The following is a 26,266-nucleotide window of genomic DNA, read 5'->3' on the forward strand; positions in this document are numbered from 1 at the left end:
GAAAGTTGATCGACATTCGCTTCGGCCCCCAGGTGTGTGGTGACCTGACCAGCGGGGCGACCCGGGAATGGGTGGTGCCCGACGGTCTCGGCGGGTACGCCATGGGCACCGTCGCCGGGCTGCGCACCCGCCGGTACCACGGCCTGCTGGTGGTGGCCGGGGAGACACCGGCGTCCCGGAAACTGGGACTGGCCAGCCTCGACCCGGCGGTGGTCCTGCCGTCCGGGGCCCGGGTGCGCCTCGGCGCGCACGAGTGGTCCTCCGGCGACGTCGACCCGCGCGGCTTCGAGCTGCTGGAGCGCTTCGACCTCACCGACGGGCTGCCCCGCTGGCGGTGGCGGATCGGCGACGTGGTCATCGAGCGGGAGATCGCCATGGCGTACGGCCGCTCCTGCGTGGCGGTGGTGCACCGGCTGGTCACCGGCGGTCCGGTGCACCTGGAGCTGAGCGCGGCCTGCACCTGGCGGGACGCACACGGCGAGCGGCGCGCGGACGGGCCGAGCCCCCGGGTGGAGCCGGTGGCCGACGGGGCGGTCGTCGAGAGCGCGTACCGGCTGGCCGGGCCGGGCTGGTCCCCGGAGGGCCAGTGGTGGACCGGCGCGCACCACCGCGAGGAGGCGGCGCGCGGGTTGAACCCCGACGAGGACCTGTGGCACGCCGGCCGCTTCTCCGGCGCGCTGGAGCGGCCGGGCGACACGGTGTCCGTGCTCGCCTGGTCCGGTGACCTGTCCGACGAGCCACCGGCGGCGACCGAGGTGGTCGCGGCGGCACGGGCCCGCAACCGGGCGGTGGTGACCGCGGCGAAGCCGGCGGACGCGGTGGAGGCGACCCTCACGCTGGCCGCCGACGCGTTCGTGGTCGCCGGACCGGCCGGGCCGGACGTGGTGGCCGGCTATCCGTGGTTCGGCGCCTGGTCGCGGGACACGATGATCTCCTACGAGGGCCTGTTCCTCTGCACCGGCCGGGCGGACCTCGGCCGGGAGCTGCTGCGGTCGTACGCGGCGACGCTGTCCGAGGGAATGCTGGCGAACACCGCCGACACCGGGCGGGTGGAGTACAACACGGTCGACGGGACCCTGTGGTTCCTGCACGCGGTGAGCCGGCACGTCACCGTCACCGGCGACACCGACCTCGGTGACGAGCTGCTGCCGGCGCTGCACGGCGTGGCGGAGGCGCACCTGACCGGCACCCGGTTCGGCATCGCGGTCGACGCCACCGACGGGCTGCTCACCCAGGGCGGCACCCCCGGCACCGCACTGACCTGGATGGACGCCCGGGTGTACGGGGTGCCGGTGACCCCGCGTACCGGCAAGCCGGTCGAGGTCAACGCGCTGTGGATCAACGGGTTGGCCGGCCTGGCCGAGCTGACCGAGCTGGCCGGACAGGACGCCGGGGAGCTGCACCGCCTGCACGACCGGGCGGCGAAGGCGTTCGGCACCCGGTTCCCGTCCCCGGCCGGCTGGCTGCACGACGTGGTGGACGCGCCGGCGCCCGCGTACCCGCTCGGCGGGGCCGCCCTGCACGACGACGACCTGCTGCGCCCCAACCAGCTGCTGGCCTGGTCGCTGCCGTACGCCCCGCTGGAGCCGGACGGGCCGACCCTGCGCCGGGTGGCCGCCGGGCTGCTCACCCCGCTGGGCCCGCGCAGCCTCTCCCCCGACTCGCCGGAGTTCACCGGGCGGCACCGGGGCGGGCCGGCGGAGCGGGACGGCGCCTACCACCAGGGCACCGTCTGGCCCTGGCTGCTCGGCCCGTACGCGGACGCGTGCCGGCGGGCGGGGGTCGCCGTCGACGACCTGTTCGTCGGCGTGCAGGCGCACCTGACCGAGTACGGCCTCGGGTCGGTGAGCGAGACCGCCGACGGTCTGCCGCCGCACGCCGCGACCGGCTGCCCGTTCCAGGCGTGGTCGGTCGCCGAGCTGCTCCGGGCCCGGCGGCCACGCTAGGGCCTGTGTCGAAGTCCCCGGTCGAGCCGAGGCGGAGTCCAGGCGGCGGTCCGGCAAGGCGGAGATTCGTGCGGATACCGGTGTTGTATCCGGACGAATCTCCAACGCGGCCGGTCGTCGTCTGGGCCCGCCGCAGGCCGGCCAGGGGCTTTGACACAGGCCCTCGGGCCCGACCGCAACGGCGGTGTTCCATTTACACGACTGCAACGACCGCGTCTCCGCCGGTTAGCCGGATCCCGGCAGGATTGGTCCCGATCCAGTTGCTCGCCTGACCGGCATCGATCCCGGTGCCGGTCGGCGTGCGCTCGGCAGACAACTCCAAGGGGGCCGCATGTCACCGGACGCCGACGTGATCGACATCAACCCGGCCCGGCACCAGCGCGTGCTGATGCTCTCCTGGGAGTACCCACCGGTGCTGGTCGGCGGCCTCGGCCGGCACGTGCACGCCCTGTCGGTGGCCCTCGCCGCCGCCGGGCACGAGGTCACCGTCGTCACCCGGCACACCGAGGGCGCGCCACTGGAGGAGTACGCCGACGGCGTCCGCGTCGTCCGCGCCGCCGAGGACCCGGTCACCTTCCCGCTGGCCACCTCGTCCCTGCTGGCCTGGACGATGGCGTTCAACCACACCCTGACCCGCGCCGCCCTGCGCGCCACCGAGTCCGGCTCGTACGACGTCATCCACGCCCACGACTGGCTCGTCGCGCACACCGCGGTCACCCTCGCCGAGCACCTGGACCTGCCGCTGGTCACCACGATCCACGCCACCGAGGCCGGCCGGCACCAGGGCTGGCTGCCGGAGGAGATGAACCGCACCATCCACGGCGTCGAGCACTGGCTGAGCAACGCCTCCACCCGCCTGGTGGCGTGCTCGGGCTACATGCGCGACCAGGTCGCCACGCTGTTCGACGTGCCGGACGGCCTGATCGACGTGGTGCCCAACGGGGTCGACGACCGCGCCTGGCACGCCCGGCCCCGGGCGGTCGCCGCCGCCCGCGCGCGGTTCGCCGGGGACGGGCCGCTGATCGGGTACGCCGGCCGGCTGGTCTACGAGAAGGGCGTGCAGCACCTGGTGGACGCGCTGCCGCACCTGCGTGAGCGGCACCCGGGGCTGCGGGTGGTGATCGCCGGGGACGGCCCCTACCGGGACGAACTGGTGGACCGGGCCCGACAGCTGAACCTCGGTGACACGGTCCGCTTCGCCGGTTTCCTGGACGCCACCCAGCTGCCGGCCGTGCTGGCGGCCACCGACGCGACCGTGGTGCCGAGCCTCTACGAGCCGTTCGGGATGGTGGCGCTGGAGGCCGCGGCCGCCGGCGCGCCGCTGGCCGTGGCGCGGACCGGCGGGCTGGCCGAGATCGTGGAGCCGGGTGTCACCGGGGTGACCTTCCCGCACAGCGACCCGGACGCGCTCGCCGGTGCGGTCGGCTCGCTGCTCGGCGACGACGTCTTCGCCCGGCGGGTGGCCCGGCGGGCCCGCCGGATGGTCGGCGAGCGGTACGGCTGGGCGACCATCGCGGCCCGCACCGCCGCCACCTACGCCACCGCCCGCCGGGAGCACGGGCCGGTGCGGGTCCGCCGGGCCGCCGCCCGGCTCGCCGGTGGCCGGCGGGCGGTCGTCATCCCGGAGGGGAACCTCCTCGCGGTCGGCGGGGCTGCCTGCTAGGCGAGACGGATTTCCGCCCACAGTGGATAGGCGAGTCCCGATCCCCTGACTAAGGTGTACGCCGGGCGGGGGTGGGACATCGTGGAGCAGCGGCTGGTCGCCGGACGATACCGGCTGTTCGAGCTGGTCGGGCGGGGTGGCATGGGCCGGGTCTGGCGGGCCCGCGACGAGCTGCTGCACCGCGAGGTGGCGGTGAAGCAGGTGGTCCCACCGAGCTGGCTGACCGAGGACGAGAGCACCGAGCTGCGCGCCCGCGCGCTGCGCGAGGCGCGCACCGCCGCGCGCGTCGACCACCCCAACGTGGTACGGGTCTACGACGTGGTGCGGTTCGGGGACAGTCCGTGGATCGTGATGGAGTACGTCCCCTCCCGGTCGCTCCAGGACATCCTGGACGCCGAGGGGCCGCTGCCGCCGGCCCGCGCCGCCTCGGTCGGGCTGGCCCTGCTCGCCGGCCTGCGTGCCGCGCACGGCGCGGGCGTCCTGCACCGGGACGTGAAGCCGCAGAACGTGCTCGTCGCCCCGGACGGGCGGGTGCTGCTGACCGACTTCGGGCTCGCCGTGTTCGACGGCGGAGACGGGGCGATGACCCGACCGGGCATGGTTCTCGGCTCCCCGCAGTACGTCGCACCGGAGCGCGCCGCCGACGGCGTCTCCAGCGTGGCGGCCGACCTGTGGTCGCTGGGCGCGACGTTGTACGCCGCGGTGGAGGGCCAGTCCCCGTACGCCCGGGCCAGCGCGATGGCGACGCTCAGCGCGCTGGCCAGCGGCCCGCCCGATCCGGTCCGCCGCGCCGGACCGCTGGCCCCGGCGCTGGCCGGGCTGTTGCGGCGGGATCCCGCGCAGCGGACCGACCACGAGGAGACCCGCCGGCGGCTGGCGCGGGCGGCGGGCGAACCCGCGGCCGGGCGGCAGCCCGCCACCGTGCCCGCCGACGCGGAGCGGACGCTTCCGCTGGCCCGCGGGGCCGGCCCACGACCCACCGCCGGCCAGGCGATCGACAGCACGGCCCGGCACACCGTCCCGCCCGCTCCGCCGCCGACCCGGCCGGCGGTCCGCCCGGCCGGCGAAACCCCCCGCGCTCTGCCCGCGACCCCGGTGGTGGGCCGCCCGGCCGACGAGACCCCCCGCGCTCTGCCCGCGGCCCCGGTCGTGGGCCGGCTGGGCGCCGCGCCACGGGCCGCGGCGGTGTCGCCGGCCCTGGACGACGCACCGACCGTCCCGCAGCGGCCGGGTGCCCGACCGCAGATCTCCGGCCTGGACCCGGACGAGGCGCCGACCGCCCCGCAACACCCCCACACCAGCGCCGCGACCGTCCCGGCGCCGACCAGCCCCGCCCCGACCAGTCCCGCCCCGACCGACCCACCCGCCGACACCGACGAGGCGCCGACCGTCCCCCAGCACTCTCCCACGCTGCGCGCCGTGGCCGCCCCGGCACCGACCAGTCCCGCCCCGACCGGCGCACCCGCCGACACCGACGAGGCGCCGACCGTCCGCCAGCACTCCCCCACGCTGCGCGTCCCGGCCGCCCCGGCACCGGACGACCTCGCCCCGACCGACGCCGACGAGGCGCCGACCGTCCCGCAACACCCGCACGCCGGCACCGCGACCGTCCCGGCGCCGCCCGGGACCGACGCGTCCACCGGCCCGGACGAGGCACCGACCGTCCCGCATCGCAGCCGGGTGCCGCGACGCGCGACGGCCGGCACCGACCCGCCCGGCGCGGAGAACGCCCCGACCGTCCCGCACCGGTTCGTCGCGGCGAGTCGGGTCCCGGGCGGGCCGGATCGCGGCGAGGTCGGCCGCCGGCCGGTCGGCCGCTGGGCGTTGGCGGGTACCGCGCTCCTGGTCGCGGTGGCGGCCGGTGTCGGCACCGCGCTGACCCTCGTCGGGCGCGGCACCGACCCACCCGCCACCACGCCGCTGACCGTGGGCGCTCCCGGCGGGCAGCCGGACGACCGCCCGGAGAAGCGGGGCCCGCGGGGCCGGGCACCCGGCGATCCGCGCGCCGCCCTCACCGGCGCCGGTTACGACGCGGGCCAGGGTCGGCCCGGCCCCCCACCGGGAGGTCGACCGCCGCCGCCGTTCCCCTGCGTCCGGCCGGACGTCGTCGGCACACCGGTCGACGCCGCCACGGCGCCGGCCGAGGCGTCCTTCCGCCCGCCCACCGGCTGGGTCTGGCACGCCGGCGACGGCTTCCACGTGGCCGTGCCCGCCGGCTGGCGCTACTCGCGGGACGGCGACGTGTCCTGCTTCCAGGACCCGGAGACCGGCCGGGCGCTCAGCGTCGTCCCGTCCGGCGACACGACGGTCGGGGCCCTCGACCGGCTCCGGGCCGCGCGGGCCCGCGCCCAGAAGGCCGCCACCCTTCCCGGGTACACGGAGTTCCGGCTGGCCCCGACCGTGGACGCGGCGGAGTGGGAGTGCGCGTGGGACACCCCGGACGGCGGGCGGCTGCGTGCCCTACAGGTGGTGCCCGACCTCCCGGCCGGCTCGCGGTCGTTCACGCTGGGCTGGATCACCCGGGACACCGACTGGACGGCGGCGGCGGATCAGCTCGACACCGTCCGGACGAGCCTGCGCCCGAGCGGCTGAGCAGGCAGGGGCCGACACGGCCGGCCCGCAGCGGATGAGAAAAGTCGCGGGGGTGGCTATCGTGGTGACTCGGGGTGACCGAGGGGGAGCGGCGTGCGCCAGGAGCAGATCGCGGGCCGGTACCGGCTGCTCGACCTGGTCGGGACCGGTGGGATGGGCCGGGTCTGGCTGGCCCGGGACGAGATGCTGCACCGCGACGTGGCGGTCAAGGAGATCGTCCCGCCCACCTGGCTGGCCGAATCAGAGCGGGCGGAGGTGCGGCTGCGCACGCTGCGCGAGGCGCGGACGGCCGCCCGACTCGCCCACCCCAACGTGGTACGCGTCTACGACGTGGTGCACGACCGGGGCAGCCCGTGGATCGTGATGGAGTACGTCCCGTCCCGGTCGGTGCAGCAGATCCTCGGCACCGAGGGGCCACTGGAGCCCCGCCGCGCGGCACGGATCGGGTTGGCGGTGCTGGCCGCGTTGCGGGCCGCGCACGCCGCCGGCGTACTGCACCGGGACGTTAAGCCGCACAACGTGCTGGTCGCCGACGACGGTCGGGTGGTGCTCACCGACTTCGGGCTGGCCACGTTCGTCTCCGGCGACGGTGGGATGACCGGGCCGGGCCTGGTGCTCGGCTCGCCCCAGTACGTCGCTCCGGAACGGGCCCGCGACGGCGTGTCCGACACCCGCACCGACCTGTGGTCGCTGGGCGCCACGCTCTACGCCGCGGTGGAGGGGCAGTCGCCGTACGCCCGGGTGAACATGATGGCCACCCTCAGCGCGCTGGCCAGCGAGGACCCCACCCCCGCGCGTCGGGCCGGCCCGCTGCGTCCGGTGCTGGACGGTCTGTTGCAGCGCGACCCGGCGCGCCGGCTGACCGCCGCGGAGGCCGAGCCGCTGTTGCTCGTCGCGGCGGCGGACCACGACCGCCCGGTCGGTCCGGACCGGCCCGCGGGTTCGACCGGCCGGGCGCCGGCCGCCGGCCTGCCGGCCTGGGCCGGTCCGGGCGAACAGTCGACGCGGCCGAACCGCCCGGTGCCGGACCGCCCGGTGCCGGACCGCCCGGTGCCGAACCGCCCGGTGCCGGACCGGCTGCCCGGCGACGGAGAACCGGACCGCTCCGGCGTTGGCAGCGGGACCGCCCCCACCGATCGGGCGGCGTCGCCCGGGACCCCCCTCGGCACGTCCGGCCCGGTGCCCGACCGGCTCGCCCGGCCGGCCGACCCGGCTTCGGCGCGACGGCGCCGGCGGCGCTGGATCGGCGCCGGCACCGCCACCGCCCTGTTCGTCGCGGCGGGGATCGGCGTCGCACTGTCCCGGCCGGATGACCCGAAGACTCCCGCACCGGGGTCGGGCGCGGGTTCACCGGCGCCCCGCCCGGCCGCTTTCGCCTGCGCCACCCCGCCACCGTCCGACGCGACACCGGTGCCGTCGGTGCCGCCGCCACCCGGGGCGTTCGCGGTCGTGCCGAACTGGACCTGGCACCAGGATCCGGCCGGCTGGCGCATCGCCGCGCCGGTGGGTTGGCTGCGCTGGACCGACGGCACGGCCACCTGCTTCCGCGAGCGCGGCGGCGCGCGGGTGCTCAGCGTGGAGAGCGGCCCGCGTCGGGCCGACCCGGTCGGATGGTGGCAGGCGGAGGAGCAACGCCTCACCGCCGACGGCAGTGGGCTGCGCCAGTACCGCAAGGTGGACATCACCCCGCTGGACATGTTCGCCGGCGGGGCCCTGTGGGAGTGCGCCTGGACCAACGCCGTCGGGGAGCGCGTGCAGACCGCCCGGCTGCTGGCCAACACCTCCGCCGATCGTTCCTACACCGTCTCGTGGCTGACCAGGGAGTTCGACTGGGGGATCAACCGGGAGTTCTTCCTCATGATCCGGCAGAGCTTCACTCCCCTGCCCTGAGGCTCCCCAGTGGACCGACCGGGCGATGCCCCTGCGACTCCGGGCCGAACTACAGTGACGTAGTTTTGGCGCTCAAGATCCCCGGGGAGGGTGAGCCGACATGATGGGACCGTCCCACGCGCTGTCCGGCGCGGCGGTGTGGTTGACCGGGTCGTGGGCGCTGGACCACTTCTACGACTACCACCAGTCGCCGCTGGCGATCGCGGTCGGCACGGCGGTCTGCGCCGGCGGCGCGCTCTTCCCCGACCTCGACCTGTCCGGCAAGGTGACCCGCAACCAGGGCGGTGCCACCGTCGCCCGGACGTTCGGCGTGTTCTCGCTGTTCATCGCCGAGGTGACGGAGAAGGTGTCGCTCGGGGTCTACTACGCCACCAAACTGAGCCGGGACCCCCGCCGCAACAACGGCCACCGCACCCTGACCCACACACTGCCGTTCACCGCGCTGGTCGGCTGGGGCACCACCGCGCTCTGCGCCGCGTACGGCAAGTGGGCGGTCATCGGCATTCTGTTCTTCATGTTCGGCCTGGCGCTGCGGGGCCTGTTCGACGAGTGGGCCGAACGCGCCGGCTGGGTGATCGTGACCCTGGCGTCGCTCGCGGCGGCCTGGTTCACCTTCGCCACCCTGCCCGGCGACCGCGGCTATCCGATGATCGGTCTGGCGGTCGGGGTGGGCTGCTTCGTGCACATCATCGGTGACATGATCACCCGGGCCGGGGTGCCGATCCTCTGGCCGATCCCGATCAAGCGCCGGATGTGGACGATGATCAGCCTGCCGGACCGGATCGCCCTGCGCGCCGGCGGCAAGACCGAGGTGGTGGTGGTCCGCACCGCGCTGACCGTCATCTCGGTGCTCGCCGCCGTCGGGCTGGTCGCCCCGTCGGTCCTGCAACGCTTCAACATCGACGTGTGACCGGGATGAGCGGAGCCGAGCCGCCGCCGGCCGACGCGGAGGTGCCCGCGTTCTGGCGGTCCCTCGGGCTGCCCGGCCTCGCCGACGTGCACGTGCACTTCCTGCCACCGCGACTGCTGCGGCGGGTCTGGGCCTACTTCGACGCGGCCGGTCCGCTGGTCGGCACCGAGTGGCCGATCCGGTACCGGTGGAGCGACGCCGAACGGGTCGCCCACCTGCGCCGGCTCGGGGTCCGGGCGTTCAGCGCGCTCGCGTACGCCCACCGGCCCGGCATGGCGGCGGAGCTGAACCGGTGGACGCTGGACTTCGCCGCGACCACGCCGGGTTGCCTGCCCTCGGCCACGTTCTTCCCCGAGCCGGCGGCCGAGCGGTACGTGGCCGACGCCCTCGACGCCGGCGCCCGGGTGTTCAAGGTGCACGTGCAGGTCGGCGGCTTCGCGCCGACCGACCCGGCGCTGGACCGGGTCTGGGGGACGCTGGCCGACGCGGGCGTCCCGGTGGTGACGCACGTCGGGCACGCGCCGGTCGGCACCCCCCACACCGGACCGGAGCCGTTCGCCGCGCTGCTCGCCCGGCACCCCACGCTCAGCGCGGTGGTGGCGCACCTCGGCGCGCCGGACTACCGGGCGTTCCTCGACCTGGCCGAGTCCCATCCGCGGGTCCGGCTGGACACCACCATGGCGTTCACGCCGTTCTTCGACCGGTTCGTGCCCTTCCCGGCCGCGGAGCGGCCCCGGCTGCGGGCGCTCGGGCTGGCCGGCAAGGTGCTGCTGGGCAGCGACTTCCCGAACATCCCCTACCCGTACGCGGACCAGCTCACCGGACTGGCCCGGCTGGACCTGGGCGACGACTGGCTGCGCGCGGTCTGCTGGCAGAACGCCGCCGACCTGTTCGACCTGGACGGATAGGCGCAACGGGCCCGGTTGGTTCGTGCGGCGCGCGGGGCGGCGGTCAGACGCCGACGCGTTGCGGTGGGACGGTCAGGCCGTAGAGCGCCATCAGCTCCGGGGTGTCGACCCGGCTACCGTCGGCCACCGAGTCGCAGGCGATGTCGACGATCTGGTCCTTGTGCGCCAACAGGTACGGCCGCGCGCCCACGTCGGCGCTGGCCAGGGTGGCGATGCCGGACCAGTGCCGGCGGCCGAACAGCATCGGGTAGCCGCGCAGCCCGGCGTAGGTGGCGCAGACCAGCACGTCCGGGTACGGCAGGGCGGTCACCCGGCGTACCGCCGCCGCGGTCAGGCCAGGCATGTCGACGGGGACCACCACCACGGCCTCGATCCCGTCGTCGTCGAGGGCGGACAGGCCGGCCCGGATGGACGAGCCGACCCCGGTGCCCCAGGCCCGGTTGACCACCACCGTCGCCCGGGTCAGGTCGGCGGTCTCCCGCACCTGGTCGGCCGCGGCGCCCAGCACGACCACGATCCGCTCGCAGCCCGCCTCGGTCATCGTGTCGATCATCTGGTTGACCAGAGGCTTCTCCCCCTGGTGCAACAGGGCCTCGGGGCCACCGATCCGGCGTCCCCCGCCCGCGGCGATGATCATTCCTGCGATCCGGTTCAGCTGCGCTCCCTCCAGAGTGGGCCGGGCGAGCGCGGTGGCCCGTCCGTCCCGTCGTACGCACACCGGTTGCAACGAACGCGAACGGAGGGGAGTAGCGGGGCAAAACGCATCGATTAGGCATCTATCGCGGATTCCCGGCGGGTGCCTGGGGTCATCCGGTTGGCCGTGGCACCCCGTCCACGCAAGATGGACTGGCTTCATTGGAATCGCGGTGTCCGATCGAGGTCTTCAGCCCGACATCAATGACACCGAGTGGATCTAGCGGCCGGAACCTAACCCGGCCACCGATCGGGGCGCGGGGGGCGCTGTTCCGTGGTCACGGGCGGCCGTACCGCCGGTTCGAGCAGCGACAATGTCCGCTGCTGCGCATCGAGGCCGACGCGGATGCCGACCGGCATCGGCAGATTCGGGCCGGCGTGTCCGAACTCGACGTTGCCCAGGACCGCGATGTCACGGTCGCCGAGGACGTCGAGGACCATCTCGGGCAGGGTCGGGGACGCGCCGGGCGTCCCGAGCCCGTCGATCGCGTGCGGGACGCCCACGACCATGCCGGAGATCCGATCGAGGATGCCGCAGTGCCGCAACACCTGCAGATAGCTCCACACGTACGACGCCTGACCGCCCATCTCCTCCCAGAACAGCACCGCACCGTCGAACCACTCGAGCGGCAGCGCGTAAGGCGTGGCCTGCGCCAGCACGATGCGATTGATCACTCCGCCGATCAGCCGGCCTTCGGCGCGACCGGCACGCCAACACTCCCAAGACGGGCTGGTAGGCAGCGCTCCGATCGCCTCGGTACCGGTCAGCAACGGCGAGTAGAGCCTCTCCAGTTCCGCTCGGCGCGCTGCGGGCGCAGCCTGCCACGCCCCGCCGAGTCCCGGGGTGGCCAGGTCGGCGTGGAAGCCGACCAGACCCGTTCGTGCGTAGAGCACCAGGTGCAGCAGCGAGATGTCGCTGTAGCCGAGGATCGGCTTGGGGTCGGCGACGATCGCCTCGACGTCGATCAGGTCGAGGTAACCGAGCGCCGTCTGGCCGCCGTCATGCGCGATGATGGCGCGCACCTCGGGATCACGCAGCAGGGCGTTGAACTCCCGGGCGATTTCCGCCGGTGTCGCCGCGCTCCACCAGTGGTGCCGTCCTGCTTCGAGGAGCGGCGCGCGGCGCACGCGGAATCCCATCCGCTCGAGGACGACCACCGCCTGCTCGAGGTCGGGCTCGTAAGCGGCGTGCAGCGGCCCGGACAGTGCGGCGATGACGACGAGGTCCCCGGAAGTCAGGGCACGAGGTCGAAGCAGTCGAGGGAGCACGGCACCGGTCACGGACGCAGTGTTCCAACCCGCGCAACGACCCCGCTACGCACGTGCCGGTCGAACCGGGTGAGCTGCGGCCGAATCGCCTCCTAGCCGCCCGGAACCGCCTGGGCCGGGACGAGGACGACCCGCCACGGCCCGGTGACATGCTCGGGCACGATCTCCACGGTCACCTGCTCACCGGGGCGCGGGTCCAGCCCGAAGGCGGCCTTCCAACCCTGGTCCTTGTCGCCGTACATGCCGTTGCCGGCCATCGCGTAGTCCCACCACTCGCCGGTGGTGACCTCGACGCCGTCGACCCGCACGTGCAGCAGGCCGGGCGTCTGGGCGACCATGTCGATCTGCGCGAGCGTCCGCCAGCGCACCGACCGGCGGATCGGGAGGTTCGGGTCGGCCGGGTCCGAGCGGAGGACGACGGCGTCGGCGCAGTCCGTCGGGGCGCAGTTCCTCGGCACCCGGTCCAGCGGGGTGGGCGCACCCGACGGCCGGGGCGGCAGCGGGTATCGCTCGAACGGCATCCGCTCGCCGACCGCGAACCCGAACGTGGCCCCGTCCGGAATCGGTACCGCGACGGCGCTCGACTCCGCGTACCGCTGGGCCCCGGTGGTCGTCATGACGAAGGTAGCGGGTTCGCCGACCACCACGCCCAGGCCGGCCACGTCGTCCGGGCGCACCGATCCCGCGCACGTACCCTCGGTCAGCAGGCGGCCGTTGACCCGCAACTCCTGCTCGATCGCCACGTTCTCTCCGGCGCCGTCGCAGCGGGTGAAGACGACGAGGTCGAGGGTCGTCGGCACCATCGTCACCTCGACGCGAACCTCCGGCGCGACCCCGGACGTCGCGGCGACGACCCGGGCGCCCTGGGCGTACTCCGGGAATCCCTCGATCATCCGCGGCGGCGACGGGGTGACCGCCGGTGCGGGGGTGGCGTCCGGCCGCCCGCCGGGCACGACGGCGGCCGCGACGACCACCGCGGCCACTCCGGCCGTGGTCCAGGTGGCGATCCGCCGCCGACGCCGCGCGAGCACCTTGGTCCGTACGCCTCGCAGCCGGCCCTGGTTCGCGACCTGCCCGGGCGAGCCGACGGAACGGTCGTCGAGCACCTGCCTGAGGTCGATCAGGTTCACTGCCGAACCCCTTCCGGTGCGAACGTCTGGTCGAGTCGCAGCCTGGCCAGTGCACGGCTGGCCTGGCTTTTCACCGTAGTCAAGGGTTGATAGAAGCCTGCCCGCACAACTGTCCGTGTGAGGGTCGCGAATTTCCGCGCTGGCATGTTCGAGGTCGCCTGACGCAGTAAGCCTTTTTTAGCTGATCTTGCAGCTCAGGGCGGGTGTGGCTGGCCCGGTGGTCAATGGGTGCGAGGCTCCAGGTAGGACAGCTGTCGACCAAGACTCGAAGCCCCGACCGGGAGCCGCACGCCACGAATCGCTCCTCTCGATAAAAACGACTCACCAAACACTCAGGGCAAGTAAGGCATGCGAGATCACGGCAGATCCATAAAAATCTAGCACGCTCAACTATTCGTCGCGCTTCAAAACCCACTCTGCAGCCATACTGTTGAGAAGGCGGGCCGCCTCAAGGAACGACGCTTCCGAGGATTGCGGAAACGCTTCCCGAAGCACCTCATCCGCGTCAAATGGCCCATCGCCTTGATACTGGTAGCCACCCTCAGCGCCGTCGTATGGCAACTGATTAACTGGGTCTTCGTAGCGCTCAAGGAACCAGTCGATCATGTCGTCCACCGAGGCGTACTGGCCTCTCACCATGCGCCGAGCCAGATCAAGCACGAATGAAACGTCTTCATTCGACGGCTTAGTTGGGCTCCCACGATGAGCAATGTCGTTGCGGACACGCCAAAGCTCACTAAGTCGCTTGAAGTCGGATTCATCGATATGGCCGAGGCTATACAAATTTGTCAGCGTCTGCCATGACGATGCGCCGACTTCCATCACTTGCAGTTTAAGCTCCGAAGAGAGGTGCGTAACCGCCGCTTCAAGACCAGCCCAAGCAAGTAGTAGACTTGCTGGTGTCGAGTGTGGCAGAACCCCTCGCGCTTCGACGATAATGCGTTCGACATTGGCTGGCACCGGCAGGCTCTCGACAGCATCGCCAAGCCAATAAACCTGCAATCTAGCACCCGGAATACTTTCGGCAAGTCGCGCCAACTGTTCAAGCGAGTCACGTTTCGCAGTTTCGCGTGATGCGAGCTCACCAATAAGCATCTCGTCCCCGCGCCGCGCAACAAGATCGGCTCTGAACGCACCAGGCAAGCCTTGATCTTCTGTGCTCACGATCCAGCCATCGGCCTGCAGTTCGGCAACAATCCGCTGCAGATAATCGGTGAAAAGATTTTTCCGGCGCTTAGGGCTCATGGCAGCCTCCCTAGCTCGGGGGCCGGTTCGATCCTAACGTGCACGAAGGGGCCATCGGAGACAAACCCGTGCGCCTGCGCGGGCGTCATGCCCCTTACTCCGTACTGAGCATTGACATCGCGGAGATGCCCGTGGCAGTCCACAAGCTGCCCATCGTCGACGTACACGATGCCGATGAGGGCATCCTGGATCGGCTTGAGCATGTTGTCCACGTCCAGTGGCGGAGCGCTGTCGTGGTAACACGTCACGTGGATCTGGAGCCTACCCCGGAGGGGCTCGCCTCCAGCTGGCCACGCTGCACGAGCTGCTGCGCTCACAGCCGCTTTCCACCGGGTACGACTCGTCGACTTGGCTTGCACCGACACCGGCACGCCAAGCACAACAAAGTCCCACGGCAGGGAGGACACGGTAAGATCCTATGTGGCCAGGCCGACGACTCCGGCACCGCGCCACGCCGCTCGTCCGCATGCCAAACCGGCTTCAGGCGTCCGGCCTCCCCGTCCCGGGCTTCGCCACAAGCCGGTAGTACGACGACGCAGATCGGTGGCCGCTTGTGGTGCGACGCTGGTCGGCCAAGGTCAAGCCAGCGCAGTCCGACCAGCAGCGAGAGCGGCTGGCCGGCGCCTGGCGAGCCAAGCGGCGAAGAACGCGCTTCCGTACGCGCAGGAAACGCTGAAATCCGACACACCGCAGGCTAGCTGTCAGAGTGACAATAAGTCTATGGTCGGTCCATGTCTCACGATCACTGGGTGCCACCGCCGGTTCTACTGACGGTTGACCTCGTCATCCTTACCTTGCGGGAATCCTGCCTTCATGTGCTGTTGATCGAGCGCGGGATTGAGCCCTATCAGGGCACCTTAGCCCTGCCTGGCGGTTTCCTCGGCCACGAGAAGGAAGACCTCGTGACGGCTGCCCATCGAGAGCTTGCCGAGGAGGCGGGCTTAGGGCCGGATCAGTTGCACCTCGAACAACTTGGCGTCTACGGTGCGCCGGATCGTGACCCCCGAGGACGGGTGGTCTCCGCGGCTTACCTGGCCATCGCCCCTCGGCTACCCGAGCCGGTCGCCGGCACCGACGCATCCCGGGCGTGTTGGACGTCGGCGGAGCAGGCGTTGTCCGGTGACGTGCAGCTCGCCTTCGATCATGAGCAGATCTTGACCGATGGGATCGACCGGGCGAGGGAGAAGTTGGAGCGCTCGGCGCTCGCCACCGCCTTTTGTGGTCCGACCTTCACGATCTCGGAGCTTCAGGATGTCTACGAGGCGGTGTGGGGCGTGCCGCTCGATGCGCGGAACTTCTACCGGAAAGTGCAGAGCGTGGACGGCTTTATCGTCCCCGCCGGGCCGAGTCGCAAGACCGATGGTGGGCGTCCCGCTCGGCTATTCCGTCCCGGGCCCCGCACGACTCTTCACCCTCCGATGATCCGACCCCTCAGCCAGGCAGACAGGGAGACAGCGTGAGCACGAACAGCGGTCTCGTCGTGATACTCACGGCGCTGGACCTCGAATACGCAGCGGTCCGCGACCAACTAACCGACCTACGTGTACGGCGGCACCCCGCCGGCACCCGCTTCGAGGTCGGCCGGATCGGCCAAAGCGACTGCCGGGTCGCCCTGGGGCTGGTCGGTAAGGGCAATCATCCGGCCGCAGTGCTCGCCGAGCGGGCGATGGCCGAGTTCTCCCCGGCCGCTGTGCTGTTTGTGGGAGTCGCCGGTGGCCTTTGGCCCAACATCCGACTCGGTGACGTCGTCGTCGCCAGCAAAATCTACGCCTACCACGGTGGCACCAGCGAGGACGATGGTTTGAAGGCCCGACCGAAGGCGTGGGAGATCCCCCACGAGGCCGACCAGCTCGCCCACCACGTCGACAGGTCCGCCGTGTGGCGCCGTGGCCTTCCCGTAGGCGCAGCACCCGAAGTCCACTTCGGGCCGATCGCCGCAGGGGAAGTGGTGCAGGACTCGGGGATCTCCGAGCAGGCCCGCTGGATCCGCCAGCACTACAACGACGCCGTAGCGATCGAGATGGAAGCGGCCGGTGTGGCCCAGGCGGGCCATCTCAACCGTGCCCTGCCCGTGGTGGTCGTGCGCGGCATAAGCGACCACGCCGACGGCAGCAAGGCAGCCACGGACGGGCAGGACTGGCAACCGAAGGCCGCACGCCACGCCGCCGCGTTCGCCACCGCACTGGCGCGAGAACTGATCATCGACGGGCCGGCCAGCCGAGGCGGCGCGGACCGGGACGGGAGCCCCACGATGCCGACGACCAACCGCAACATCGCCACCGGGAACGCCCACGTCGGGGTGCAGGCCGGGCAGATCTACGGCAACGTCACCGTCGGCGCTGGCGCCGATCAGCCGATCGATCTGGCAGCGAGCATCGCAGACTTGCGAACCCACCTCAAGCAGGCCCACTTCGACGGACAGTTGGACGAAGAAACCTACGCCGCGGCCGAGTCGGAACTGGAGGCGGCGACGGCATGCGTCTCGGCGGGCACAGTCGAGAAGAAGAGTGGCCTGATGGTCGCGCTCAAGCGGCTGCGGGGCCTGGTAGCCGACGTGTCTGAGCTGGCGGCGCGGCTTGCGGCGATCATCGCCGTGGTGCGGGGCATGTGATGACGACCCCGACCACGACCAACGTCGCTCAAGGAGATGCGCACGTCGACGTACAGGCAGGCGTAGTCCACGGTGACATCAACTTCTACCGGCTGCCGCCAAACCCGAGTCCGGAGGAGCAGTTCACCTTCGCGCTGAAGTATCTCGACGCGCGAGTTCGTGATCAGGCGCGCCAGCTCATCGAAAAGGCCGTCGCCGGTGGGTATGCGACCACGGAGGTCCAGTTCTACCGGCTGATCGCCCTGTTAAGCGGACGTACCCTGCGCCAACTCGCCTCCGAGGAGCTGGATCGCCTGACCGCCATCTGCGCCAGCCTGCCCCATCTCGACGACAATGACGAGTGGACTGCGGGGTTGAAGGTAATCACCCACCTCCTGGCCCCCGTCGGCGCCGCCGAGACGGACCTCGTGGTCAAAGAGATCGACGCGCTAAACCGGCGTCAACGCGACGGGATCTACGGCCACCTCGAAGCGCTACTCGAAGGCGCGATGCAAGAAGAGATGTGGCGGAAGTCCGTCGTCCTGGCGGACTCGCAGCGCACAGCGGAGGACCGATTCAACCGCGTCTGGAAGTTCTTTCATCCCACACCCGCGCAGCCTCGGACCCTACCGGTGCAACCCGTTGCTGTTGCGCTGCGCGACTGGCTACGCGCCGGCGCCGGCGTGGCCGTGTTCACTCTCGCCGTGGTGCAGATGATCGTGCTGGTGACGGCCCGCGGCACGCTCGACCCGTTCCTCGGTCTATTCGCCGCCCTGGTCGGACTGGCCGCGTTTTGCGTCGGTGGGGCGGACCGGTACTACCGCGGAACACGGCTGCGCGCAAAGGAAGCCCAGATCCGTCCACCCCAGCAGCGGCGAAGAGAGACGCCACCGGGAGGCTTCGCCCGCAAGGTGGACCGGCTCTTCGACCGCTACTTCCGCCGGTACGTGCCCGAAGGAACCGACCGAGCCTACTGGCTCGAGCAGACGGCGGGGATCCGGCGGCACCTCCGCGACGAGGTGGTCGAGCTCTACCGGGAACAGCGCATTGAGGCCGAACGGGTCGCCTGGCTCGTCCGACACCTGGTGGGAGATGTCCGAGGGCAATGGGAACGAGACTCGCTGACGGCGTACCGCCAGCAGCTGCGTACCCCTGCCAGGACCACGGCCCTTGACGTCGGGGGACTGGCCCTTCTTACCGCAGGGAGCCTCTGGGCCGTTCCTGCCGTCGTAACCAGCGCCCCCTTGTCCGGCACAGGTTGGTTCCTGCTCGCAGTGGCGTCTGCGGTGCCGGCGGTGCGCTCGTCGTTTCGGATCGTCGCCGAGCGACGCAGGGTCGCCGACGACCAAGCGGAACGCAACGACAAGGACACGGCCCGCTGGGCGGCATACCACCGGTGGTGCCACAAGCTGTCCGACAAGCCGTCGGACACCGAGATGGCCACCTGGTTGGAAAGCGACCGCAAAGTCCTGGTCGACCAAGCCATGCAGCAATACCGACTCCGCCCCAGCCAGGTAATCGCACACGCCTTCATCGAGGCGCCGGCACCCTCATGTAAGAAGGCCCGCTACCCGCAAGGACCATGGCGGTACTCCCGGTATCGCCTGCTGCTGTTTCTCCTCACCGACGACGGCGTCCGGCAGGTCAACATCGATCTCGACTTCGAGACCTCCGCAAGCCGCACCACCCAACGGCTCAACTACCGTTTCGACGCCGTCGCCGCCGTACGGATCGACGGCATCGCCACCCGACAGCAGACCTTCGAGCTGACTCTGTTCAACGGAGAACCCATCTCAATCCGAGTGAGCGATCCTGATAACGGAACCCTCCAGCACGACGAGAACCCAACCAAGATCGCTGAGCTGTCGCTAGACGCCGCCGGGCTCAGTCACACCCTGCACGTCCTCGAAGGCATCGCCGCCGAAGGCAAGGAATGGGTCAAACACCGACGCGACCGCGCAGACGAAAGGCTTGCCAACCTCGCGAGCGCCATACGCGGAGTGCTCGATTAGGTCAGGGAATTATCAACATTAATGTCGGGATTGTTCGGTATTCAACGTATTTTGATGGTGCACCTTCGAGGTGTAGTCAAGTGTTGAAAGAAGCCAGAAGGCCGCCTTGTGCGCCACCCTCGCAGCCGTCTAGTACTCCAACGTCAGGCAGACCAGGTGACGTCGGAGTACTAGGCGCTATCTCTCTCGGCTGATAGCCACTCTGATCTGGACCGAATCGGGTCCCGGGCTGGCAAGCCGGGCCTCGTTCTGCTGCCGGAGCCCCGTCACCTGACACTCCCCCATCCCGCCTCTACGTCCTGGGAATGCCGCACAACAGATTTTTCTGGACTACGGCCGGCGCAGCAACTCGGATATGTGCGGCTTCATTGTGCACGCCATCCCCGCGACCCAGCCGAGTTGGTGTCCAACCTGAGACTGCACGGGACGAGGTTGTCGGCCCGGCTAGGTTCGATTAGCACGGAATATCACAAATTAGGGCGAAACTCGGTGTGGGCGTCGAGGTGCGGTTGATCGGAGCGCTTGCCTGGCGCGACTGGACAAAGTTTGGTCACGCCAAAGAACGTCAAAGCCGAAATGCCCGGTGGAGTTGGGGCCGACGGTTGGTGTAGCAGGGCCTGGCAAATCAGGCGCCTTGCCGCCCGGCCGCACCCGCCGAAGGGACTTCACCACCCGGTTGTTCGAGCTGCTGACGGGGTGTGGCCACTCTCCGCTGCCGCTCGCAGCGATAGCTCAGCGGCGCATCAGTAAACGCATCCATCACTCAGCAGCACGCCGCCAGAAACGTGAGCCCGCCAGAAGAAGTGGCTCGCGGTAGATACGGGCACTTCCCCGAAGCCGAAGTCCACCATTATCCCTTTCTCGGCACGTTCGTAAGCAGCATCGGCAAGGGCGGAACACTCCTCAGAAAAATCCGCCGTAAGCTCTGCCAGAATTCCGTATGTGAGTTCATTGAAGTGAACGCTCCCGAGGAACGAATACTCCAACATGGCAAACTGGTCCCGGGCAGGGCGGCGGGCTCGATCCCAGTCGAAGTGGAGGCGCGCATGAAGGACGTACAGGCAGCGTTCAAACTCGCCCCGTGGCGGCGACTGGGATCCTCGTTCGAGGGCAAGGTCGAAGATATCTCCAAGTACTGCGGTATAAATGAAGCTGGCGCCGACATTCGCAACAATCCGCAGCAGTAGAGCCGCATTCGGATCGTCCGAGTCGAGCTGGCTTAGAAGCCGGTCATAGGCGTGAACGAGAGAGCGTTCCGACCGGCTCAGCGATCGCAGGACCGTGCGCGGCTGGCGTTCTAGTTGATCGCATAGCTCGCCAAGGCTGAAGCCAGCTTCAGCGAAGATCGATAGGCAGTCGATGATGGCGCGCGGCTTATTGCCGGCGGCGCCCAGAAAGCGGTCGACATCCGGGTGTTCTATATTCGTTATGAATCGTCCCACGAGAGCCCGCGCCGCATCAGTCTCCATCGGCCCTACAACGATTGTTGTGTGGGGAACTTCCGATGGAACGATCTCCCTGTCTGAGGTGAGGACGACAACGACACCGGCCATCCTGGCAACACGCCGCACCACTTCCCAATCTGCGACATCATCCAAGAGGTAAGCGCAGCCGATTCCTCGCTTCCGGAAAGCGTCATGGAGCACGGCGAGTGACGGATTGGCGACGTCTGGGAACCACTCAATACAGTGTCTTGACGCGCTTTCGTTTAGCGATTCTCCTTCGCCAGCGTGGAGGTGGACAAGCACCGAACCGCTGGCCGCGCAGTGTCGCTGCAGAACTTCGTACGCCAGGCGCGACTTGCCGTTGCCGGAGTCACCGATGAGCGAAATAGTCTTCGAGTCAGCAGATAGTTCCCTGTCTACCAAGGTTTCTAAATCAGGTCGTCGAACATATGCGATGCCGACGTGGCGCGATTCCGTCGATGGGGATGGTCGAGGACTGGATAAGAGCTCACGCGCGAGCGCCTTACGCGCGCGCAAGTTGTCACGAGAGAACGCTTTGCTGGCGCTCTCCGTGCCAGTTCTCTGATTGAAGGTCTCCTTGACAACGTCAATGAGATCGCGCGGGCTCCTGCCACGCATCCCCGGGGCAACTCCAAGGAGGAGCCCGATGCGCTGCTTCCCGGCGTCGTCCCCCATGGTGTCGACTTTGGCCTTGAGGCGGTCTACGAAGAGAGCCCGCACGAACGGACCTTCCGGGTCGATACCGAGCAATTCGCACAGAGGCTCGTGACCGCGGTAACTTGTGATCTGCCAGATTCCCGCCTTGCGTAGCTCTTCCAGGGCGCGAGCGACACGTTCGACATCGCCGGCAACCGGCACGTCCCGAGCAACCATGTCCCCAGTATGTCCCCACACGGTCCTCCATGCGGTTCCTGAGGCCCATCTTGTGTCCCCACGGCGCACCAACCTTGTCGCAGGCAGCAACTGCGAAAGGAAGACCATGGCGCACAACATCGGCCACGTGATCCTCGAAGGGCTCGTTACCGAATTGCCGGCCGAGTTGATCGCAGCGGCGATCATTGCCGGAGTGTCGGCGTATCTGCATGGACGCCGCAGCCGTGGCGGCAACGACGGGGACGGAGCCGACCCATCGTCCAGCTCCGCCGAGGATTCAACCGAGGAGGGCACCGGCCGATGAGTTTGCTGGTCATGTCGAGCGCTTCCGACCGGGGAAGGTAGGCAGGCCCCAACAGGGTCGGGGTGAACGCGGTTGTCCGGGCGATGCGATCCATGGCGGTCAGCTTCGCCTGGGCTGCCTCCATGCTGTTCTGCAGCCCTTGGACCTCGCCGAGCCAGTGGCGATTGATCGCCTCGTCAATGCGTTGCTTCAGGTTGCTGATGATCTCGACGAGACGCTGGCGCTGTTCGGGGTCGACGCGCAGCATCGGGCAGCGGATGCAGGCGTGCTCGTGCTGGCACGGTGTGCCATAAGGGCGTCCGCAGGTGCCGAGTTCGAGCATGCGCAGTTGGAAGTGTTGCTGGAACTCGGCCCATTCCTCGGCGGTGGGGCTCGCGGTACTCCGCGGCCGGGCGGGCGGCTCGTCGTTGGTCGACGAGGGCACGGTAGGAGCGGATCAGTTCGTCCTGGAATACGGCCAGGTAGGTCTGTGTGGTGCTCAGGCTGCGGTGACCGAGGATCCGGGCGGTGATGTGGACGGGCAGTCCACCGGTGACGGCTTCGATGGCGAACATTCTGCGGAAGTCGTGCGGCGTGTAGCGCAGCGGTTGGCCGGTCCGGTCGACCAAGCCGGCGCGATCGATGGTGACGTTGAGCAGGTTCTGCACCGTGGTGGTGCTGATCACCGTGGTTCGCCAGCCTTGCTTGCGCTGGAACAGGTGCGGTAGGGCCGGTCCCGTGACGCGTTCGTGCTCGTCGTAGCGGGACACGAGCGGGACGCGACCGTCTTCGCCGCGCACGCGGTGGATGATGCTGGCCAGCACGCTGGCAAGTTCGGGGGTAACGAGCAACAGCCGTTCCTGGTCGGTCTTGGACGGCACGATCTGCAGCAGCGGCACGATCTCGCCGGTGTCGGGCAGCGTGTAGGAGATCAGCTCAGCCTCCCAGCTGTCGGCGTCGACCAGACAGGGGGCGTGCGGCCAGCCAGCGACCTGTCGCGACCTCAGGAACGTTTGTCACCGCCTCTTGCGCCGCCGGCGGTGCGCCCACCGCCGGGGCATCGACGGATGCTGCTCGATGGCCGCCTGGTCCTCATCTTCAGCGCACAGCTTGCCCACAATCTCGATGGCGTCCTTGCGGCGTTCCGACCCGCCTAGCACCCCGAAAATCGTCGCGATGGAAAGAGGCGAGTCGAGAAGGTGCCGGACCGTTCGATACACGAGGTAGGCCACCCCCAGAGTCACAAGGGCGGCCGGGGGCAGTTGACTGAGCAGTTCCGCAAGCCAGGCTGGCACGTATAGCTCCAACGAGACAAGGGAGCAGGGGTCTACACGGCCGCTAGCTCCCAAAGACAAGGGGTCTCTACTGCTGGTCGAAGAACGCCTGGGCCTGTCTTCGGATCTTGGCAAGCCTCTTCGAGATAGGACTGTGGTTGGCGTATCCCAACTCATTGGCGATGTCGGTCAGCTTGGTGTGGCCGCTTGCGAGCAGGATGACGATCTGCCGTTCCTTCTCATCGAGCAACGCCAAGAAGTCGGAAAAAACCGTGCGGTCCTCCACCTCGGTCTCCGGCCCTTGGACCGGAATGGTGTCGGTGAGCTCAAGGAACTTGATCGATATCTTGTTGCGTTTCCGGTACAGCTTGCGTTCGAAGTCTTCCCGGGCGTAGCTCCATCGCGCGGAGAAGTCGTCGGCGACGCGGTTGGCGCGTACGGCGTCGAGGATGGCGCGGAGTTTTCCGGTTGAGTCCGCCTGGTCCACGGTCAGCGCGACGAACTCGGCGGCCTCGTCCTGGCCACGCCACAGGTCGCCGCCCGCGCGGGGCCAACCCGGGACGGCCCCGTCGAGGACCGAGCCATCAATAAGGCGGATCCCGGCGGGCAGGTCGCCGTCGCCCTCGACCAACGGAAAGTCACGCAGCGTGTCCTGGATGACCGCAGTGACCGGCGGGACCCAGTAGTCGAGGTTGTGCGCGAGCAGCCGGATCGGGTCGTCACGGCTGAACGCAACGAGGCCGGAGCCCGAGTCGAGATGCCGCCAGACCGTGCTCGCCCACGCCTGTGGCAGTCGCCGCTCGAAGTCATCTGGCAGGTACTTGCCGGTGTCTACGAACTCCATGCCGAAGGGCCACTGGCCGCGGCCGAGCAGCGGCAGGCCATATCGCTCGCAGGTGCGGCGGTCCAGCAGGTGGTACAGGGGCGCGTACTCGTAGTACCGGGACGGTGTCCGGGGCACGAAGATGATGTTGACGTCGCCGCGATCGGCGATCCTGGCGAGGTCGGGCGTGAGATCCTTCTCTTCGTCGAAGAATCGGCGCCGGAACTGGGCGGCCTCCCACAGCTGGTTCCACTCATGAACAGCCAGGCTGCGCCTGAGCGACTCGTCATCCTCGCGCACCTGCGGCCGGGGCAGGGCGATCGTCACATACTCCGGCGGCTGTGGAACGGTAGGGCGCACGATGGCGCGCTTGGTGAAGCTGACCGACAGGTTCCACAGCCGAGGGAACTCCTCGGCCGTGGCTTTGTGGCCGGAGGCGAAGACCGTCTCGCGTTCCCACGACTCGATCTCCGTCGGCGTGGGCTCGCGATCGCCGTCGTCGGCGGCGTCGGTCGCGGACAAATCAGGGTTGGGCAGCCCTTCCATCACACCTACACCACGTCAGTTGGCCGCCGATCCGTTCCGTTCACCTGTGAGCGCCTTCAAGGCACGGAACTCACGAGTCCAGACACCGGTATGGCCGTCTGGCGCGTGCGGTTCCGCGTAAGCGCGGCCAAGTCAACGTTCGCCGCCGTCCGCAGCTCTCGGCTCGACATCCGGTACCCACCCGATGACGCTGTGCTGCACGTGGGCAGCCTCGCACTCCGACGCGTCCGCATGCCAACACACCCCCGTCCGCCGGGGTTGCGTGGATCGCGACTCAACTCGCGGAGATCATGTTGTCGTACCTGCCTTGGCCCCACAGCTGTATTGGGGTATCCAGGGATACTGTTCGGATGAGTTCGGATCACGTCACCGTCTCTGAAGCCGATGCGGCGGCCCCGCAGGACGATGCTCTTGCCCGGTTCTACCCCCAACTGTCGGCCGTCGCAGGTGCTGACGCTGAGGCAGTTGCACTTGGCGAACGCTACTGGGCCCTCGGCGGCTTCGATAAGACGTTTGATCCGCCCTCGGCGCTCTGGGTAGAGAAGACGACGGCGCTGTGTGCCGAGTACGGCGTTCCCAACAGTCGGATGTACGTGCACGCCGCAGCCGGGGTGCGGGCGGTCCTGCCCGCGTTTCATTGCCCATCGTGCGATCAGCCGCTCTCGCTGCGGTCCCGGCAGAACCTAGTAAAGCTGCTGCTCGGCGACGCTCCCGAACGATGCGTCGACTGCGACCAAGAACTGATCAAGGCTGTCGGGCGAGAGACCACGGCTGCGGCAAGGCAGAAGCGCCAGTCTGCGCACCAGGCCGCCCGACGGCACGGGCAAGCGATACAGGCACAACAGCAGTGGAAGGCCGCGCAGACCGCCTACCTTGCCCAACGGTGTGCCGTCGACATGACTTCGGCGCCTGACTGGCATGCACTAAATAACATCTCTGTACGTACCGAAGCGGCTGCGCTGGCGGCGCTTCGATATGCGCCGAGTGTTACCCCGATTCCACCGATGGACGCCTGGCCGGCACCCCTGGCCCCACTCGATGAAGTGACACCCGAGCTGCTCCGTGACTGTGACAATGCTGGATTCTTCGCGATTCACCCAGACTCTTCCTTGGCAGCGTTCGTGTGGACTCCGACCTTCGAGGAGGCCGTCGCCGAAGCTGGCGGTGATCTTTCAGGCCTTGCGCAGCCGACCTGGAGCCGTTACTACCTGTCTCTGATCTGCCGGTACGTGCCAGGCGGCCCGTCAGTCGGCACCGCCGCAAAGAACCTCGATGAGCATCTACTCGGCCAGCTCAACCCGGCACGGCTGACTCTCGACCGGCGCACCGAACTGCTGGAACTAGTCCAAGGCCTGATCGCCTGGGAAACCCGCCGATACTTCGACTTCCAGCTCGAAGAACACAACCTGCCGCCCATCCCAGAAAACCACGAAGCACGCTTCGATGAAGTCGCCCGACGCCTTGCCGCAGCCCGGTCGCTGGCTGAGTGCTATCACATCGCCTGGACGATGGCCCGCGCTGCCGCCGCAACCGCCCAAGCTAAGCAATTCGCTCCTAAAGCGAACATGACCACGCACGCCGTGAACCTGTTCGAGGACAAGGCAAGCCAGGCGATCGCGAACTCGGGCCTGTACTTCAAGCCCTACCGCGAAGACACCCGCGTCCCCTTGTCGGCACTTACCAGGACCGTGTTCATCAACCTGCTGCATGCCGAGCCCATGTCGACAACCCTGGCCGACGCGCACCTGATCATCTCCACGATGGCTGCCGAGGCAGACCTGACCGACGATGACGACGGACCGTACACGGAGTACGCCCGCACCATCTCGCGGCTCGACCCCGAGTTCGACCTTCACGCCATCTACGCCGTTCTCGGCCGCGAAAGCAGCAACGACGATCCCATGATCGCCGCTGCGGCCACCAACCTCGTCCTGGTCGTGGAAGACATGCGCATCGTCGCCAGAGACCTACGCCTATCGCTCGCGGCGGCTGTCAGTTCCTGCAGGCTGCTGACCACTCGCACGCTCGTACCGGACCCTCAGGGCGAAAGCGACGACACCACCAGCCAGCCTGTGGGGCTATACCTGGCACGCCTCATGCACCAGGCTGCCGTGGCCCTCGGTCGCGAATAGCCGAGCCCCGGCACCCGGCCG

20 protein-coding genes are annotated in these 26,266 nt (G+C 69.4%); 11 read left to right on the forward strand and 9 right to left on the reverse strand.

Annotation, left to right across the window (positions count from 1 at the left end):
• Window positions 1-5: 5 nt before the first annotated feature.
• The 6 genes from D7223_RS01765 (at window position 6) to D7223_RS01790 (ending at window position 9,909) form a co-directional block, all read left to right on the forward strand.
• Window positions 6-1,946 carry an amylo-alpha-1,6-glucosidase gene (locus tag D7223_RS01765; RefSeq protein WP_120724061.1) on the forward strand — a complete coding sequence of 647 codons (1,941 nt, stop codon included), beginning with the start codon at window positions 6-8 and terminating at the stop codon, window positions 1,944-1,946.
• Window positions 1,947-2,277: 331 nt separating this feature from the next.
• Window positions 2,278-3,609 carry a glycosyltransferase family 4 protein gene (locus tag D7223_RS01770; RefSeq protein ID WP_120724063.1) on the forward strand — a complete coding sequence of 444 codons (1,332 nt, stop codon included), beginning with the start codon at window positions 2,278-2,280 and terminating at the stop codon, window positions 3,607-3,609.
• Between the two features lie 54 nt (window positions 3,610-3,663).
• Entirely contained in the window at window positions 3,664-6,201 is a 2,538-nt protein-coding gene (locus D7223_RS01775; RefSeq protein ID WP_238161479.1) for a serine/threonine-protein kinase, read from the forward strand.
• Between the two features lie 93 nt (window positions 6,202-6,294).
• Window positions 6,295-8,091: a serine/threonine-protein kinase gene (locus D7223_RS01780; protein ID WP_238161485.1), complete on the forward strand. Its 1,797-nt coding sequence runs from the start codon at window positions 6,295-6,297 to the stop codon at window positions 8,089-8,091.
• Window positions 8,092-8,191: 100 nt separating this feature from the next.
• The gene (locus tag D7223_RS01785) at window positions 8,192-9,001 is read left to right on the forward strand and encodes a metal-dependent hydrolase (RefSeq protein WP_120724065.1); all 810 of its coding nucleotides are present in this window, start codon (window positions 8,192-8,194) and stop codon (window positions 8,999-9,001) included.
• A 5-nt stretch (window positions 9,002-9,006) separates the two neighbouring features.
• On the forward strand, window positions 9,007-9,909 hold the full coding sequence (locus tag D7223_RS01790) for an amidohydrolase family protein (protein WP_120724067.1): 903 nt from the start codon (window positions 9,007-9,009) through the stop codon (window positions 9,907-9,909).
• A 43-nt stretch (window positions 9,910-9,952) separates the two neighbouring features.
• Here the strand turns inward: D7223_RS01790 and D7223_RS01795 are convergent, their stop codons facing one another.
• The 5 genes from D7223_RS01795 to D7223_RS01820 form a co-directional block, all read right to left on the reverse strand.
• Window positions 9,953-10,546 (reverse strand): nucleotidyltransferase family protein, encoded by a 594-nt coding sequence (locus tag D7223_RS01795; RefSeq protein ID WP_120724069.1) that lies wholly within the window; start codon window positions 10,544-10,546, stop codon window positions 9,953-9,955.
• Between the two features lie 290 nt (window positions 10,547-10,836).
• Entirely contained in the window at window positions 10,837-11,883 is a 1,047-nt protein-coding gene (locus tag D7223_RS01800; protein ID WP_120724071.1) for a S66 peptidase family protein, read from the reverse strand.
• 80 nt (window positions 11,884-11,963) lie between these two features.
• A complete protein-coding gene (locus D7223_RS01805; protein ID WP_120724073.1) occupies window positions 11,964-13,001 on the reverse strand; it encodes a hypothetical protein in 1,038 nt (345 codons plus the stop codon).
• Between the two features lie 390 nt (window positions 13,002-13,391).
• Window positions 13,392-14,246 carry a hypothetical protein gene (locus D7223_RS32405; RefSeq protein WP_147252440.1) on the reverse strand — a complete coding sequence of 285 codons (855 nt, stop codon included), beginning with the start codon at window positions 14,244-14,246 and terminating at the stop codon, window positions 13,392-13,394.
• The gene (locus tag D7223_RS01820; RefSeq protein ID WP_120724077.1) at window positions 14,243-14,653 is read right to left on the reverse strand and encodes a RusA family crossover junction endodeoxyribonuclease; all 411 of its coding nucleotides are present in this window, start codon (window positions 14,651-14,653) and stop codon (window positions 14,243-14,245) included. The genes D7223_RS32405 and D7223_RS01820 overlap by 4 nt, the downstream gene beginning before the upstream one ends.
• Window positions 14,654-14,977: 324 nt before the next feature.
• Here D7223_RS01820 and D7223_RS01825 point away from each other — a divergent pair, with 324 nt between their 5' ends.
• From D7223_RS01825 to D7223_RS01835, 3 genes are read left to right on the forward strand one after another with little or no spacing between them, the layout of a single operon-like run.
• Window positions 14,978-15,706, forward strand: coding sequence for an NUDIX hydrolase (locus tag D7223_RS01825; protein WP_120724079.1), 729 nt, complete (start codon window positions 14,978-14,980; stop codon window positions 15,704-15,706).
• On the forward strand, window positions 15,703-16,857 hold the full coding sequence (locus D7223_RS01830) for a 5'-methylthioadenosine/S-adenosylhomocysteine nucleosidase family protein (protein WP_120724081.1): 1,155 nt from the start codon (window positions 15,703-15,705) through the stop codon (window positions 16,855-16,857). Before D7223_RS01825 ends, D7223_RS01830 begins: the two co-directional genes overlap by 4 nt.
• Window positions 16,857-18,848 carry a hypothetical protein gene (locus D7223_RS01835; protein WP_120725624.1) on the forward strand — a complete coding sequence of 664 codons (1,992 nt, stop codon included), beginning with the start codon at window positions 16,857-16,859 and terminating at the stop codon, window positions 18,846-18,848. The genes D7223_RS01830 and D7223_RS01835 overlap by 1 nt, the downstream gene beginning before the upstream one ends.
• A 743-nt stretch (window positions 18,849-19,591) precedes the next feature.
• Here D7223_RS01835 and D7223_RS32410 read toward each other — a convergent pair.
• On the reverse strand, window positions 19,592-21,187 hold the full coding sequence (locus tag D7223_RS32410) for a hypothetical protein (protein WP_147252439.1): 1,596 nt from the start codon (window positions 21,185-21,187) through the stop codon (window positions 19,592-19,594).
• A 106-nt stretch (window positions 21,188-21,293) separates the two neighbouring features.
• On the opposite strand from D7223_RS32410, the gene D7223_RS33165 reads away from it, so the two are divergent.
• Entirely contained in the window at window positions 21,294-21,491 is a 198-nt protein-coding gene (locus D7223_RS33165) for a hypothetical protein (RefSeq protein WP_202864569.1), read from the forward strand.
• A 176-nt stretch (window positions 21,492-21,667) separates the two neighbouring features.
• On the opposite strand, the gene D7223_RS33170 is transcribed toward D7223_RS33165, so the two are convergent.
• The 3 genes from D7223_RS33170 to D7223_RS01855 all read right to left on the reverse strand — a co-directional run bounded on the left by D7223_RS33170 (window position 21,668) and on the right by D7223_RS01855 (window position 24,113).
• Window positions 21,668-22,369, reverse strand: a complete 702-nt coding sequence (locus D7223_RS33170; protein WP_202864570.1) for a tyrosine-type recombinase/integrase — start codon at window positions 22,367-22,369, stop codon at window positions 21,668-21,670.
• 117 nt (window positions 22,370-22,486) lie between these two features.
• Window positions 22,487-22,765 (reverse strand): hypothetical protein, encoded by a 279-nt coding sequence (locus tag D7223_RS01850; RefSeq protein WP_147252438.1) that lies wholly within the window; start codon window positions 22,763-22,765, stop codon window positions 22,487-22,489.
• A gap of 67 nt (window positions 22,766-22,832) precedes the next feature.
• Complete coding sequence (locus D7223_RS01855) at window positions 22,833-24,113, reverse strand: sigma-70 family RNA polymerase sigma factor (protein ID WP_120725626.1); 1,281 nt, start codon at window positions 24,111-24,113, stop codon at window positions 22,833-22,835.
• Between the two features lie 350 nt (window positions 24,114-24,463).
• Here D7223_RS01855 and D7223_RS33320 point away from each other — a divergent pair, with 350 nt between their 5' ends.
• Window positions 24,464-26,245 carry a hypothetical protein gene (locus D7223_RS33320; RefSeq protein WP_238161487.1) on the forward strand — a complete coding sequence of 594 codons (1,782 nt, stop codon included), beginning with the start codon at window positions 24,464-24,466 and terminating at the stop codon, window positions 26,243-26,245.
• Window positions 26,246-26,266: the final 21 nt, after the last annotated feature.

The sequence above is a fragment of the Micromonospora endolithica genome, assembly GCF_003626595.1.
Lineage (GTDB): Bacteria > Actinomycetota > Actinomycetes > Mycobacteriales > Micromonosporaceae > Micromonospora > Micromonospora endolithica.